Origin of the sequence: Bacteroides sp. (assembly GCF_019417265.1) — a bacterium.
Lineage (GTDB): Bacteria > Bacteroidota > Bacteroidia > Bacteroidales > Bacteroidaceae > Phocaeicola.
The window spans coordinates 1-14,755 of the sequence record NZ_DXVR01000075.1; the positions used below are offsets into that span (position 1 = coordinate 1).

Here is a 14,755-nt window from a genome sequence, read left to right on the forward strand (position 1 = left end):
TGCCGGTCTGTCAGTTGTATAACTTTGATTTTTGCGATAGTCGTAAGTGTTTATGCTATTAATGCACAAATTAACAAAAAAAAGCAATGACACTTATTGTTAGATATAAGAGCAATTGCTGAATAGTCTATAGTTAGAGTATTTAGATTACATGCTTTTCAAAGCCTTGCAAAGCTGGTCAGGACATGAAGTGTTCTTGTTTCCGCAACGGATACCTTCAAGGCGCGAGATAACTTCGTTTACTTCCATTCCTTTTAATAGCGAGCAGATACCTTTAAGATTTCCATTACATCCGCCAGTGAAGCTTACTTCCTTAATCTTATTGTTCTCTACTTCAACTTCGATAAATGAACTGCATGTTCCTTGTGTTCTGTAGTTTATTTTCATCGTTATTGTTTTATTGGATTATAAAAAAACAGATTTCACACGAAGAAAACTTTATGCGAAATCTGTTTCTAATAGTATCATTAAGAATGATTACTCTTCTTCTGGCTTCATGTTAGTGTAAACATTCTGCACATCGTCGAACTCTTCAAGACGTTCTACCATCTTGTCGATAGTTTCGCGCTGTTCCGGAGTAACATCTTTCAAATCGTTTGGCACGTATGTGAACTCACCACCGACATCTTCGAAACCAGATTCTTCCAGATGTTTCTGGATAAGAGAGTAGCTCTTAGGATCACCGTAGATAGTGATTGTTCCTTCTTCCGGATCTTCGTCGTATTCATCTTCTATGTTGTAGTCGATAAGGTCGAGGATAAGTTCTTCCATGTCAAGACCATCTTTCTTCTTGAATGTGAATACACACTTGTGGTCGAACAAGAATGCAAGCGAACCTGTTGTTCCAAGGTTACCTGAGAACTTGTTGAATACTGAACGAACGTCAGCTACAGTACGTGTTGTGTTGTCTGTAAGAGTATCAACGAATACTGCAACTCCAAAAGGTCCGTATCCTTCGTATGTCATGCTCTTGTAGTCGCTCTGGTCTTTACCCTGTGCATTCTTGATAGCACGCTCGATATTGTCCTTCGGCATGTTTTCACGCTTGCAGACAGCGATGATAGAACGAAGTGTAGGGTTGTTTTCCGGTTCCGGACCACCTGCTTTTACTGCAATTGCAATTTGTTTACCCAGACGTGTAAAGGTCTTTGCCATGTGACCCCATCTTTTCAATTTGGCAGCTTTTCTATATTCAAACGCTCTTCCCATTGGTTTATAATTTTATATGTTATTTTTATTATTGTATTATTATCTCAATTTAGCATCAAGCTTGTTCTGCAGGTTAGTGATGAGTTTCTGCATGAACTTGTCAATTTGCTTGTCGTTCAGAGTGGCATTCTCGTCCTGAAGCATGAAGCTTACTGCATAGCTCTTCTTGCCTGCTTCGAGGTTCTTACCTTCGTAAACGTCGAACAGTTCAACAGATTTCAAGAGTTTCTTGTCTGTTTCGTAAGCTATCTTTTCGATTTCAGCGAACTGTACTTTCTTGTCGATAAGCAATGCAAGGTCACGTTTAACTGCAGGGAATTTAGAAATCTCCTTATATGTTACTCTGTTACCCTTGATTGACTTCATCAGTTCGTTCCAACAGATATCAGCAAAATAAACTTCATTGTCGATATCGAATGCTTTCTGAATCTTCTTGTTTACTACTCCGAATGTAGCCAACAGTTTTCCTCCACGAGTATGTACTGATATCGCTACAGAGTAGATATCGTCTGTAAGATTTCCGAATACAAGACCAACGAAGTTTACACCAAGACGGCGGAAGATATTGAGAACGTATGCCTTGAGTTCGTAAACAGATGAGTTTTCGTCTGCGTGTGCCCATGAGTTGCTTACGCGCTTACCTGTAACCCACATACCGAGGTGAAGTTCTTCAGAATATGCAGCAAGAATCTTTTCAGGGTTCTTCTTTTCTTCGTTGAAGTGGTAGCATTTACCGAATTCGAAGAATTTCAAATCTGCATTTTTGCGGTTAGCATTGTGCTGGATACTTTCCAAACCACCGAACAACAGGGTTGCACGCATTACGTTCAAGTCGTTGCTCAACGGGTTCATCAGGCGAACCAGATTTTCCGGCTTGTAAGTTTCAAGTCCTTCGTAATAAGCTGCTGCAGTAAGCGAGTTGTTCATGATTTCATTGAATCCGCATCCTACAAGCTGTTCAGAAACAATGTTCTGAAGTTTTACAGACTTGTCTTCAGCACCTTTGACGTTGATGCTTGACTTCAGACTGGTAGGGATTTCTACATTGTTATATCCATAGATACGGAGGATATCTTCCACTACGTCGCATGGGCGCTGTACGTCAACACGGTAAGGAGGAACAAGAAGAGAAAGACCTTCAGCAGTTTCGTTTACAATCTTCATTTCAAGACTGCTTACTATGCTCTTGATTGTTTCTGCCGGGATAACCTTTCCGATAAGTGTATTTACATAATCGTATGAAAGTTCTATAGCGAAATCAGCGATAGGAGCATGGTAGTTGTCCTTGATTTCAGAAGCTATTTCACCGCCGGCAAGTTCTTTCACTAACATTGCAGCTTCTTTCAGTGCATAGATAGTGATGTTAGGGTCGATACCGCGTTCGAAACGGAATGAAGAATCTGTGCTCAGTCCGTGACGGCGTGCAGTCTTACGAACCCAAGTCGGGTTGAAGTATGCGCTTTCGAGGAATACGTCAGTTGTAGTTTCAGTAGTACCTGAATCAAGACCACCGAATACTCCGGCAATACACATAGGTTCTTCAGCGTTGCAAATCATGAGGTCGCGTTCAGAAAGTGTACGTTCCACTTCATCAAGTGTAACGAACTTAGTACCTTCAGCACAAGTTCTTACTACAATTTTGCCACCTTTAATCTTGTTTGCATCGAAACAGTGCATTGGCTGTCCGTAAGCGTGAAGTATATAGTTTGTAATATCGACGATATTGTTGATAGGGCGGACACCTATAAGGCGAAGTTTGTTCTGAAGCCATTCAGGACTTTCCTTTACGGTTACGTTCTTGATAGCAACTCCGGCATATCTTGGACATGCTTCAGTGTTTTCCACTTCGATGTCGATATTCAGATTGTTGCTGTCTACCTTGAATGCGTCTACAGAAGGACGTTTCAATTCAGCCTTATGACCGTTCTGGATTAACCAAGCGTAAAGGTCGCGAGCTACACCATAGTGTGAGCATGCATCCGAACGGTTAGGAGTGATATCCACTTCAAGTACATATTCGCTCTTGATGTTGTAGTATTCTTTTGCAGGAGTTCCAGGAACAGTGTCTGCAGGAAGAACGATGATACCGTCGTGGCTTGTTCCCACACCGATTTCATCTTCTGCACAAATCATACCGTTTGATTCTACGCCGCGGAGTTTTGATTTTTTGATAGTGAAACATTCGTCGCCATCGTAAAGTTTTGTTCCAAGAGTTGCTACGATTACTTTCTGACCTGCTGCTACGTTTGCTGCACCACAAACAATCTGTACAGGCTCACCCTGTCCCAGGTTTACGGTAGTCACGTGCATGTGGTCTGAATTTGGATGAGGCTCGCAAGTCAGGACTTCACCTACTACAAGTCCTTCGAGGCCTCCTTTTATAGTCTGAACTTCCTCTACGCCTCCGGTTTCGAGACCGATTGAGGTAAGTGCGGCTGCTACTTCATCTGGAGTCAAATCGAAATTGACATATTCTTTCAGCCAGTTATAAGAAATATTCATATATAGATAGTTTTATGTATTTTTATGAATGATGTGCAAAGTTAATATAAATATTTGGTTTACAAGACTGCGTAAAAGTTTTTTTACGAAATCAGAACGGTACATCAGGCAATGGTCCGCCAAACGGATTTCCATCCTGCACGGGAGCCATATCTGCCGGTGGGGGAGGTATGGAGCCGTTTCCCTTGTTCATCTTCGAACGTATGACCGGTGTGGCGTTTTCTTCGGTAGGCAACGGTACAATCATTTCGTCTTCCGGGTTCTGGAATCGTGCAAACTCTCCGCGGAATCGCAGAAGCACGTCGCCCACGGCACCGTTACGGTGCTTGGCAATAATGATTTCCGCCATACCGTGAAGGTCATTACCCTTTTCGTCGGTATATATCTTGTAGTATTCAGGACGGTGGATGAAGCAAACCATATCGGCATCCTGCTCTATGGCTCCCGATTCACGGAGGTCGCTCAACTGCGGACGCTTGCCATCTACACCTTCTCGGTTTTCCACACCACGGTTCAACTGACTAAGGGCAATGATAGGTATGTTCAATTCCTTGGCAAGACCTTTGAGCGAACGTGATATGGTGCTGACTTCTTCCTGACGGCTGCCGAACGACATACCGCTGGCATTCATCAGCTGCAGGTAGTCGATGATGATTATTTTCACATCATGTTCTCTCACAAGTCGGCGTGCCTTTGTTCTTAGTTCGAATACTGACAACGAAGGAGTATCGTCCACATAAAGAGGGGCATCATACAGTTCCTTAATCTTATAGTCAAGCTGTCCCCATTCGTAAGGAGCAAGCTGTCCGCTCTTGATCTTCTCGCCCGGTATCTCACACACGTTTACAATCAAACGGTTGACCAACTGGACGTTGCTCATTTCAAGAGAGAATAATGCTACCGGTACCTTGTTGTTTACGGCTATGTTCTTGGCCATCGAAAGCACGAACGCAGTTTTACCCATAGCAGGACGTGCTGCAATGATGATTAGGTCGGAGTTCTGCCATCCCGAAGTCATCTTGTCGAGCTTGTGGAAACCGCTTGCCAGACCGCTCAAACCGTCGGTACGTGCGGCTGCGGTACGAAGCATTTCATACGCTTCCTGTATCACAGGGTTGATCTGCGTATAGTCCTTCTTCATGTTCTGCTGTGAGATTTCAAACAGACGTCCTTCGGCTTCCTGCATTATATCGTCCACGTCTTCAGTCTCGTCGAAAGCCTTTTTCTGAATGTTGCTTGTGAAAGTGATAAGCTCTCTGGCAAGGTACTTCTGTGCGATGATTCGTGCGTGGTATTCGATATGAGCAGACGATGCCATCATACCGCTCAACTGTGTGATATAGAACGGACCTCCCACTTCATCCAGATTACCCATGAATCGCAGATGTTCTGTTACTGTAAGTAAGTCGATAGGTTTCTGCTGTATTGCCAAGTCTGTTATTGCTGCATAAATCAGCTGATGTCTGTGCTCGTAGAAGGATTCCGGTTTAAGAATCTCACTCACAAGTGAGTATGCATCCTTTTCAATCATCAGTGCACCAAGCACAGCCTTCTCCAGTTCAGGAGCTTGAGGCTGAAGGTGTCCATATTCATCCGTAAGCTTTTCTTTGCTTACCTTTGTTGTTCGTGCGGGTCTTTTCTGTGTAGTAGCCATTATCTATGGTATAATTTTTTGCAAAGATAAGATTTTCCTATTTATAATGTAGGATAAACTATAATAACTAATTGCAAAAAATGAAATATGCCGATATATTATATGTTTGATTTCTCCAAAACGAAATGTGATTTTTCAAAACGAAATGTGCAAAAAAGAGCAGGAAGAAAACCATACGGCTTCCTTCCTGCTCTTAATATTCTATAAGACAAGGATTATTTTACAGGAATCTTGTCTATTCTCTTCTGATGACGTCCGCCTTCAAATTCAGTGTTGAAGAATTCTGTCATTATCTTGTCTGCCATTTCAGTGTCGATAAATCTTCCCGGCATAACAAGAACGTTTGCGTTATTGTGCTGGCGTGACAGTTTGGCAATTTCAGGAATCCAGCAAAGTGCCGCACGTATTCCCTGATGCTTGTTCAGCGTGATGCCAATTCCTTCGCCACTACCGCATATTGCTATTCCCGGATAACATTCGCCAGCCTCAACAGCTTCTGCCAGCGGGTGTGCGAAGTCAGGATAATCGCAACTGTCAGTAGAGTAAGTTCCAAAATCTTTGTATTCTAATCCTTTTGCTTCCAGCCACTGCTTAACATACTGTTTCAGTTCAAATCCTGCATGGTCGGATGCGAGTCCTACTGTTTTCATTATAACATTGCTTTTACTTGGTTATATACATTTTCTGCTGTGAATCCCAATTTTTCATCCAATACCTTGTAAGGTGCAGAGAAACCGAATGATTCAAGACCCCAAACCTTTCCGTTAAGACCTACAAGTCCTTCGAGGTTTACAGGAAGACCTGCTGTAAGTCCGAATACTTTAGTACCTGTCGGGATAACGCTTTCCTGATATTCCTTGCTCTGGCTGCGGAACAGACCTTCAGAAGGAACAGAAACGATACGTGTCTTGATACCGTCTTTGTTCAACAGTTCAGCTCCGGCAACAAGTGTAGAAACTTCAGAACCTGAAGCAACCATGATAACGTCAGGAGTACCTTCAGCATCAGTTACGATGTAACCACCTTTAGCAGCTTCAGCATATTTAGTACCTTCAGGAAGGTCTGTGATATTCTGACGAGAAAGAATCAATGCAGATGGAGTGTCGATATTTTCCATTGCAAGTTTCCAAGCCTCTGTAGTTTCCTTAGCATCAGCAGGACGAAGAACAAGCATAGAGTTCTTTCCGTGGTGGTTTTTCAGTTTTTCCATCAAACGGATCTGTGCTTCCTGTTCTACAGGTTCGTGAGTAGGGCCGTCTTCACCTACGCGGAATGCGTCGTGAGTCCAGATGAACTTAACAGGCAACTGCATCAAAGCAGCCATACGCACTGCAGGTTTCATATAGTCTGAGAATACGAAGAATGTACCGCAAGCAGCGATTACACCACCGTGAAGAGCCATACCTATACAGCAGCAAGCCATAGTAAGTTCGGCAACACCGGCCTGGAAGAATGCTCCGCTGAAGTCGCCTGACTGGAATGCGTGGGTTTTCTTCAAGAAACCGTCAGTCTTGTCAGAGTTGGAAAGGTCGGCAGAAGAACAAATCATGTTAGGAACCTGTTCTGCAAGAGCACCGAGAACAGTTGCAGATGCATTACGAGTAGCATCGTTAGCTTTCTGCTGGATTCCGGCCCAGTCTACTTTAGGAGCAGCACCGCTGAACCATTCTTTCAGCTGAGCAGCTTTTTCAGGGTTTGCAGCAGCCCATGCCTTTTCTTCTTCGTATCTTGCAGCAACGATAGTTTCAAGTTCCTGTGCACGTTTTGCATAAAGTTCTTTTACGTCGTCGAAGATAACGAATGGATTTTCAGGGTCAGCACCCAAGTTAATCATTGTATTCTTGTAAGCATCGCCACCAAGAGGAGCACCGTGAGTCTTGCAATTGTGTTCGTAAGAAGAGTTGTCATCTTTACGTGCACCCTTACCCATGATACACTTACCGATGATAAGAGTAGGGCGTTTTGTTTCAGCTTTTGCTGCGTCAAGAGCCTTGCGGATTTCGTCACAGTCGTTACCGTTGATTTCAATAACGTACCATCCCCATGCGCGGTATTTCATGGCAGTGTCTTCTGTCATTACATCTTTAGTTTCAGTAGAAAGCTGGATGTCGTTTGAGTCGTAGAACATGATGAGGTTATCAAGTCCGAGGTGACCTGCTATACGTCCGCTACCCTGAGAGATTTCTTCCTGAATACCACCGTCTGAGATATAAGCGTAGATAGTTTCTTTAGCGAAAGTCGGGTTGCCTGTACGTGCAGCAAGGAATTTTGCAGCAATAGCAGCACCCACAGCAAAAGTATGTCCCTGTCCAAGAGGTCCGGAAGTGTTTTCAATACCGCGTTCTACGTCTACTTCTGGGTGCCCCGGAGTAGGAGAGCCCCACTGACGAAGCTGTTTCAGTTCGTCGATAGTGAATTTTCCGGCCAAAGCCAATTGAGAATACAGCATAGGAGACATGTGTCCCGGATCGAGGAAGAAACGGTCTCTTCCTTCCCATTTAGGATTTTTAGGGTCGTACTGCAGATATTCTGAATACAGAACATTGATAAAGTCTGCACCACCCATAGCACCACCTGGGTGTCCTGACTTAGCTTTTTCTACCATTGAAGCTGCCAGGATACGGATATTGTCGGCAGCATGGTTCATTACTTGTTTGCTGTTCATATTAGTAAATTGTTTATTGAATGTTTTCTATCAGTTTTTCTATGTTTTCTGAATTTTTGAGCAAAAATATAACATTTATATGTAAATCACAACCTGAATAAGAGCTTTTTTTATCATTAATTTGATAGAAATATCAGATATTCAGGCTGTTTCATGCTTACTTATTGTCAAAAATACTCTTTACTTTTTGTATTTCACAGCAGCCTCTTCTACAGGGATGCAAGCCTTGTAGTTTTCTATGTATTTGTTGAATCCGGCCACATCTTCTGCTGTTGGAGATACTTCTGTACCTGTATTTCCGGCAAATACCTTTTCATCCAGGAAGTCTGCGAGTGACTGGTTGCCGTTTTTGTTTACCAAATATGAACCGAGAAGTGCGATTCCCCATGCACCGCCTTCGCCGGCTGTTTCCATAACCGAGATAGGAGAGTTGATGGCAGCAGTGAGAACTCTCTGTCCTACACCTTTTGTTCTGAACAAGCCTCCGTGTCCGGTAATTCTGTCTACCTTGATTTTCTCTTCGTTGAACAGGATGTCGTTACCTATTTTCAGTACACCTACAGAAGCATACAGATGTGCACGCATGAAGTTTGCAAGGTTGAATTTGTCGCTTGCATTGCGTACGAACAGAGGACGTCCTTCTTCAAGACCTGTTACAGGTTCGCCTGAGAAGTAGTTGTATGAGATGAGTCCTCCGCAGTCTGCATCGCCTGTGAGAGCATTGTTGTAGAGTCTTCCGAAGATTTCATCCATATCTACAGGCATACCCATCAGTTCCTGATATTCCTTGAAGATGTTTACCCATGCGTTGAGGTCGGAAGTACAGTTGTTGCAGTGTACCATTGCCACGAGGCTGCCGTCAGGAGTAGTGACCATATCAATCATTTCGTATGGTTTTGAAAGGTCTTTCTCCAATACAATCATTGAAAATGAAGAAGTACCTGCCGATACGTTACCTGTGCGCTGTTTTACAGCGTTAGTAGCCACCATACCTGTTCCCGCATCACCTTCAGGAGGACATACAGGAATACCGGCTTTCAGATGTCCCGATACGTCGAGTTTCTTTGCCCCTTTTTCTGTCAGACAGCCTGCATTTTCGCCGGCTAAAAGAACCTTAGGGAGAATATCTTCTATAGTCCAGTCGAAGCCGTAAGGTTTTACCAGGTTGTTGAATTTCTCAATCATCTCTGCCGAGTAGTTCTTGGTTTCAGGGTTGATAGGAAGCATACCCGATGCATCGCCTATACCAAGAACCTTTTCGCCTGTAATCTGCCAGTGTACATATCCGGCCAGTGTTGTGAGGAATGTAATATCCTTCACGTGTTCTTCCTTGTTAAGGATTGCCTGGTAAAGATGAGAGATGCTCCATCTCAAAGGAATGTTATACACGAACAGTTCAGACAGTTCGGCTGCAGCCTTGCCTGTGTTGGTGTTTCTCCATGTACGGAAAGGTACGAGGATTTCTTCTTTATCATTGAAAGCCATATAGCCGTGCATCATTGCACTTACGCCGATTGCAGCAAGGTTTTCAATTTCAATTCCGTATTCCTTGTTTACGTTGGCGCGGAGGTCTGCATAACAGTCCTGTACTCCGTTCCAGATAGCGTTGATACTGTATGTCCACAAACCGTTTTCAAGTTGGTTCTCCCAAGTATGGCTTCCCTGTGCGATAGGCTTGTTTTCTTCGTCGATAAGTACAGCCTTGATTCTTGTAGAGCCGAATTCGATACCCAATATGGCTTTTCCGCTTTCTATTGTTGATTTAGCATTAAGATTCATAGATTTTAAGTTTATGAGTTTTAAGTTTATGAGTTCTTAAGTTTTAAAACAATAAAAGTGCTGCAAACGATTGCTCGCCGAGCACTTTTAAATAAGGCAATATAATCTATCTGATTAGCAAAGAGCTTTGTTCAGCATGTAGTAAACTTCATTCATGCGAAGCTCTTTCTTGAACTCACTGATAGTAGTATCTTTGTTGATGTGAACCATTTCGATACCTGCGATTTCTGCATAGTCTTCCCAGTATTCTGCTGTCAGGTCGTATGAGAAGCAAGAGTGGTGAGTACCACCTGCAAGAATCCATGCACCTGCACCGACTTCAAAGTCAGGCATTGGCTTCCAGAGTGCAGAAGCTACAGGAAGTTTAGGCAATGGTTTTGGTTCGATACATTCTACATCGTTTACGATGAGGCGGAAGCGGTTTCCGAGGTCAACAACTGTAGCTGTACATCCTGTACCAACTTTTGAAGTAAATACAAGACGAGCAGTCTGGCTCTTACGGATACCGATACCGAGGAAGTGAACTTCCAGACGAGGTTTCTTGGCTGCGATTAACGGACAAACTTCCAACATGTGTGCCTGAAGGATAGAGCTGTTCTTTCCGTCGAAGTTCAAAGTGTAGTCTTCAAGGAATGAGCAACCGTTTGCAAGTCCCTGGTTCATTACCCATACAGTGCGGTAGAGGGCTGCCGATTTCCAGTCACCTTCTGCACCGAAGCCGTAACCTTCTGCCATCAGACGCTGTGAAGCAAGTCCGGGAATCTGGTCGAAGTGGCTGCCGTCTGTCTGTCCAAGGTCGTCGAAGTTTGTAGTGAAACCTTTGGCACCTTTATCTTTCAGGATAGCGCGTAGAGCAAGTTCAGCCTTAGCAGCGTTCCATACTTTCTGATAAGCTTCAGTTGATTTGTCTTCAAGTTCTGCATCGTGGTCATATTCGCTGAAGTAAGTTTTAACCAAAGCTTCAACTTCTTCGTCCTTGATATTCTTGTGATATTCCATCAGCTCGCTTACAGGGCAGTAGTCTACGTGGTAACCCATGCGCTGTTCAGCTTCAACCTTGTCACCGTCTGTTACGGCTACATTGTTCATCTGGTCGCCGAAACGCAAGATGAGCATATCCTGTGAGTCAGCCCATGCAGCACATACTCTCATCCATACAGCAATCTTGCCGAGAGTTTCTTCGTCTTTCCAGTAGCCTACAACCACTTTGCGGCGTACACGCATACGAGTGCAGATATGACCGAATTCGCGGTCGCCGTGTGCGCTCTGGTTCAAGTTCATGAAGTCCATGTCCATAGTGTCCCAAGGAATTTCCTTGTTGAACTGAGTGTGCAGGTGCAGCAAAGGTTTCTTCAACTGCTGAAGTCCGTGAATCCACATCTTGGCAGGAGAGAATGTGTGCATCCATGTGATTACACCGATACATTTATCATCATTGTTTGCTGCCTTTAATACTGCTTCCACTTCTTTTGAAGAGTTTGCAGTGCCTTTATATACAACCTTAACAGGAAGTTTTCCACTTTCGTTAAGACCTGCTACCATTTCATTACTGTGTGCGTCGACTGCTATTACTGCGTCGCCTCCGTAAAGGAGCTGAGCTCCGGTTACGAACCATACTTCATACTGATTGAATGCGTTCATAATTCTTGATTTTATTAATAAGGTAATAATTTGTTTATTTCAGTATTTATTAAATTCAGATGTTTTTACTTTTTCTGTCCGTAATAAGCGTTAGGACCATGCTTGCGGTTGAAGTGTTTTTCCACCAGCAGAGGATTCATCGTAAGGTTAGGATTTGCAGCATAAGCGATGCTTGCCATTTTTGCTACCTGTTCCATAACTACTGCATTGTGAACAGCATCGTTGGCATCCTTACCCCATGAGAAAGGACCATGGTTTTTCACCAATACTCCCGGAGTGTGTACAGGATTCATGTCTTCAAAACGTTTCACTATCACGTTTCCGGTTTCCTTTTCGTATTCGCCTTTCACTTCCTCCTCAGTCATGTCGGCTGTACAAGGGATTGCTTCGTGGAAATAGTCGGCATGAGTTGTACCTATATTAGGAATGTCAAGTCCTGCCTGAGCCCATGCAGTGGCATAAGTTGAGTGAGTGTGAACCACACCGCCTATTTCAGGGAATGCCTTGTAAAGTACCAGATGGGTAGGGGTGTCGCTTGACGGACGGAGAGAACCTTCCACTACGTTGCCATCGAGGTCTACTACCACCATATCGTCTGCTTTCATCTCATCATATGATACTCCGCTTGGCTTTATCACTACAAGTCCTGTTTCGCGGTCAATAGCCGAAACATTACCCCAAGTGAAGATTACGAGTCCATGTTTCACCAAATCGAGGTTGGCATGGAATACTTTTTCTTTTAATGCTTCTAACATATATCTGAGTCTTTTATTGTTTAAATCTTGAATTTAGGGTCTTTTTCGTAAGCCTTATCATTGAATTTATACAGGCTTGCACCTCTTTTAGACCCGGTTTTGTCTATTTTGTCGGTTTTCTCTATAAAGTCCATGTCAGCTATGCGCTTACGGAAGTTTCTCTTGTCCATCGTTTCGCCGTATATGGCTTCGTAGAGATTTTGCAGTTGTGTCAGCGTGAACAGTTCCGGAAGCAGATTGAATCCGATAGGCTTGTGCGATGCTTTCTCCTTCATCATCTGTCTGGCTTTCATTACCATTTCCGAATGGTCGAAAATCAGTTCAGGCACTTCGTTTATGTTCACCCAGTGAGCGTTATGCTGCTGAACCGGTTCGCGGTCGTATTCATTGATGTTTATCAGTGCGTAATAGGCCAATGAAATAACCCGCTCTCCCGGATCTCTGTCCACAGCGCCGAATGCGCCTATCTGTTCCATATAGACATCTTCCAGTCCGGTCAGTTCGCTTAGAACGCGTTTGGCCGCATCGTCTGCACTTTCGTTTTCCTGTATAAATCCTCCCATAAGAGACCATTTCCCTTTAGCCGGCTCAAAATTTCTCTTTAGAAGGAGGAGGTTCAGTTCGCCCTTGTCGAAACCGAATATGATACAGTCAATGCCGACATAGAATTTTGGATTATGTTTGTAATAAGCTGTCATGTAAATACAGATTTTATATTGTTCTACATTTATTCGGTTGCAAATGTAGAACAATATTTATAGTTTTTACCAGAAATATGCGTAGAATAATCCGCAGAGAACTACAACGCCGAGTGTTGCTATTACGTCCCATTTGTTCCAGCTCTTTCTGATAAGTTCCTTATAGCTTCCTGTGAATGTAATTGCCTCAATCTGCTGTGCAGTAGGTTTCGGAGTGAAGCAAGATACTACAGCCATCATAACCATAAGGAATACAAGTAACCATATCTCGAAAATCAACCAGTTAGTCTGCCAGAACCATGCTGTAGCATCCCAGAATGCTCCTTCCATAGTTGCTGTACCGCTCTTTGTTATTACGTTTGTAACAAGTCTTACCATACCGATTATGAAACCGCTGATAAGTCCCCATTCACCTGCCTTTGGAGTGATTTTCTTAGAGAAGATACCCAATGTGAACACTGCTACCATGGCCGGAGCCAACAGTGACTGGATGTCCTGCAGATAGCTGTAGAGATTGTCCATGTTCATCATAATAGGCAGCCAGAGCAGACCGAGGATAACTACTACCACTGTAGCCACACGGCCTACGAATACATAGTGTGCTTCGCTCTTGCCCTGACGCATAGGCTTGTAGAAGTCTTCTGTAAACAGTGTCGCACAGCTGTTGAAGAATGCGGCAAGTGAAGTGACCAAAGCACAGATGAAACCGATAGTTACCAGACCTTTCACACCTGCAGGAAGAATGTTCTTCACCATCATGGCAAACGCACCGTCTGTGTCGTGCTGGTTAGTAAGATCCATTACGATACCGCTGTTAGGGTCCTGTGCCAATGCTACAGCTACCATACCTGGGATAAGGAACATGAATACAGGAAGCAGTTTGAAGTAACCTGCAGCGATAGTACCGCGGCGTGCGCGTTTCATTACCACGTCGTCAGATTCGCCTTTCTGCTGTCCAAGAACACGCTGAACGATGTGCTGGTCGGTACACCAGTACCAGAAACCGATGATAGATGCTCCGATGAATACTGCAAATCCGGGGAATTTAGGATACATAGGGTCGCCTTCGTCCCAGTGGAACATGTGGTTGATACCGTAACCGTCATGAGCCGAACGTGCATAGTCCATCATGTTACCCCATCCGTCGATAATGCTTCCGTGTCCAAGTGCTGATAATCCGAGGAAGAGAACAAGGAACGAACCGATGATAAGGATAGGTGTCTGGATGGCAGACATTGTCATAACACCCTTCATACCTCCCAGTACTGTAAATACGGCAGTGATGGCAATCAGTCCCAAAGCTCCCCACCAGAAAGGAAGTCCGAGCAGATATTCGAAGAAGATACCTCCTGTAAAAGCTGTAACGCTGACTTTAGTAAGGATATATGCAATCAATGTAATGATACTCAACCATGAACCTGTTCTTTGAGTGTAACGGTATTTCAGGAAGTCTGGCATAGTGATAATCTTGCCCATCTTGTTGTTAAGCAACTGATAGAATGGTACGAACAGCCATCCGAGGATAAGAATCATCCATCCCTGCATTTCCCAGTGTGCCATACCTACACCGTCTTTAGCTCCTGTACCTGCAAGACCTACCAAGTGTTCCGAACCGATGTTGGCTGCAAATATCGCAGCACCTATAACATACCAAGGTTCTCCTTTTCCGAACAGATAGTCCTGACTGTCTGCTCCCTGCATGGCCAGTTTGTCCTTACGCACGGCACGCCATACGGCCCATGCCACTCCTAATATTCCTATGACCAGGACAGCCCAGTCCAACCAAATAAATTCTTTTGAACTCCAATTCATAATGATGTGTTTTTTATGATATTATACTATTTGTTATTTC

At 43.8% G+C, this 14,755-nt stretch carries 11 protein-coding genes; all 11 read right to left on the reverse strand.

The features are described 5' to 3' along the window. Positions 1-147 precede the first annotated feature (147 nt). Positions 148-387, reverse strand: coding sequence for a TIGR03905 family TSCPD domain-containing protein (locus tag QZ379_RS09340; protein ID WP_291563611.1), 240 nt, complete (start codon positions 385-387; stop codon positions 148-150). Positions 388-477: 90 nt separating this feature from the next. Beyond that, on the reverse strand, positions 478-1,209 hold the full coding sequence (locus QZ379_RS09345; protein ID WP_291563613.1) for a YebC/PmpR family DNA-binding transcriptional regulator: 732 nt from the start codon (positions 1,207-1,209) through the stop codon (positions 478-480). A gap of 39 nt (positions 1,210-1,248) precedes the next feature. Continuing rightward, positions 1,249-3,711: a phenylalanine--tRNA ligase subunit beta gene (gene pheT / locus QZ379_RS09350; RefSeq protein ID WP_291563615.1), complete on the reverse strand. Its 2,463-nt coding sequence runs from the start codon at positions 3,709-3,711 to the stop codon at positions 1,249-1,251. Positions 3,712-3,802: 91 nt separating this feature from the next. Then, entirely contained in the window at positions 3,803-5,365 is a 1,563-nt protein-coding gene (gene dnaB, locus QZ379_RS09355; protein ID WP_235339322.1) for a replicative DNA helicase, read from the reverse strand. A 215-nt stretch (positions 5,366-5,580) separates the two neighbouring features. Further along, positions 5,581-6,015 (reverse strand): ribose 5-phosphate isomerase B, encoded by a 435-nt coding sequence (rpiB, locus tag QZ379_RS09360; protein ID WP_291563619.1) that lies wholly within the window; start codon positions 6,013-6,015, stop codon positions 5,581-5,583. Further along, positions 6,015-8,030 (reverse strand): transketolase, encoded by a 2,016-nt coding sequence (locus QZ379_RS09365; RefSeq protein WP_291563621.1) that lies wholly within the window; start codon positions 8,028-8,030, stop codon positions 6,015-6,017. The genes rpiB and QZ379_RS09365 overlap by 1 nt, the downstream gene beginning before the upstream one ends. A gap of 180 nt (positions 8,031-8,210) precedes the next feature. Next, positions 8,211-9,809, reverse strand: a complete 1,599-nt coding sequence (locus QZ379_RS09370) for an FGGY-family carbohydrate kinase (RefSeq protein WP_291563623.1) — start codon at positions 9,807-9,809, stop codon at positions 8,211-8,213. Between the two features lie 114 nt (positions 9,810-9,923). Further along, entirely contained in the window at positions 9,924-11,450 is a 1,527-nt protein-coding gene (gene araA, locus QZ379_RS09375) for an L-arabinose isomerase (RefSeq protein ID WP_291563625.1), read from the reverse strand. Positions 11,451-11,515: 65 nt separating this feature from the next. After that, entirely contained in the window at positions 11,516-12,205 is a 690-nt protein-coding gene (locus tag QZ379_RS09380; RefSeq protein ID WP_291563628.1) for an L-ribulose-5-phosphate 4-epimerase, read from the reverse strand. A 20-nt stretch (positions 12,206-12,225) separates the two neighbouring features. Further along, complete coding sequence (locus tag QZ379_RS09385) at positions 12,226-12,903, reverse strand: NUDIX domain-containing protein (RefSeq protein ID WP_291563630.1); 678 nt, start codon at positions 12,901-12,903, stop codon at positions 12,226-12,228. A gap of 66 nt (positions 12,904-12,969) precedes the next feature. Continuing rightward, positions 12,970-14,715, reverse strand: coding sequence for a sodium:solute symporter (locus tag QZ379_RS09390; protein WP_291563633.1), 1,746 nt, complete (start codon positions 14,713-14,715; stop codon positions 12,970-12,972). Positions 14,716-14,755: the final 40 nt, after the last annotated feature.

What these genes read in the sequence shown, in the direction of transcription:
- QZ379_RS09380 (WP_291563628.1), bottom strand. Translation starts at nt 12,205, where the DNA reads ATGTTAGAAGCATTAAAAGAAAAAGTATTCCATGCCAACCTCGATTTG.
- QZ379_RS09390 (WP_291563633.1), bottom strand. Translation starts at nt 14,715, where the DNA reads ATGAATTGGAGTTCAAAAGAATTTATTTGGTTGGACTGGGCTGTCCTG.
- rpiB (WP_291563619.1), bottom strand. Translation starts at nt 6,015, where the DNA reads ATGAAAACAGTAGGACTCGCATCCGACCATGCAGGATTTGAACTGAAA.
- pheT (WP_291563615.1), bottom strand. Translation starts at nt 3,711, where the DNA reads ATGAATATTTCTTATAACTGGCTGAAAGAATATGTCAATTTCGATTTG.
- araA (WP_291563625.1), bottom strand. Translation starts at nt 11,450, where the DNA reads ATGAACGCATTCAATCAGTATGAAGTATGGTTCGTAACCGGAGCTCAG.
- QZ379_RS09345 (WP_291563613.1), bottom strand. Translation starts at nt 1,209, where the DNA reads ATGGGAAGAGCGTTTGAATATAGAAAAGCTGCCAAATTGAAAAGATGG.
- dnaB (WP_235339322.1), bottom strand. Translation starts at nt 5,365, where the DNA reads ATGGCTACTACACAGAAAAGACCCGCACGAACAACAAAGGTAAGCAAA.
- QZ379_RS09370 (WP_291563623.1), bottom strand. Translation starts at nt 9,809, where the DNA reads ATGAATCTTAATGCTAAATCAACAATAGAAAGCGGAAAAGCCATATTG.
- QZ379_RS09365 (WP_291563621.1), bottom strand. Translation starts at nt 8,030, where the DNA reads ATGAACAGCAAACAAGTAATGAACCATGCTGCCGACAATATCCGTATC.
- QZ379_RS09385 (WP_291563630.1), bottom strand. Translation starts at nt 12,903, where the DNA reads ATGACAGCTTATTACAAACATAATCCAAAATTCTATGTCGGCATTGAC.
- QZ379_RS09340 (WP_291563611.1), bottom strand. Translation starts at nt 387, where the DNA reads ATGAAAATAAACTACAGAACACAAGGAACATGCAGTTCATTTATCGAA.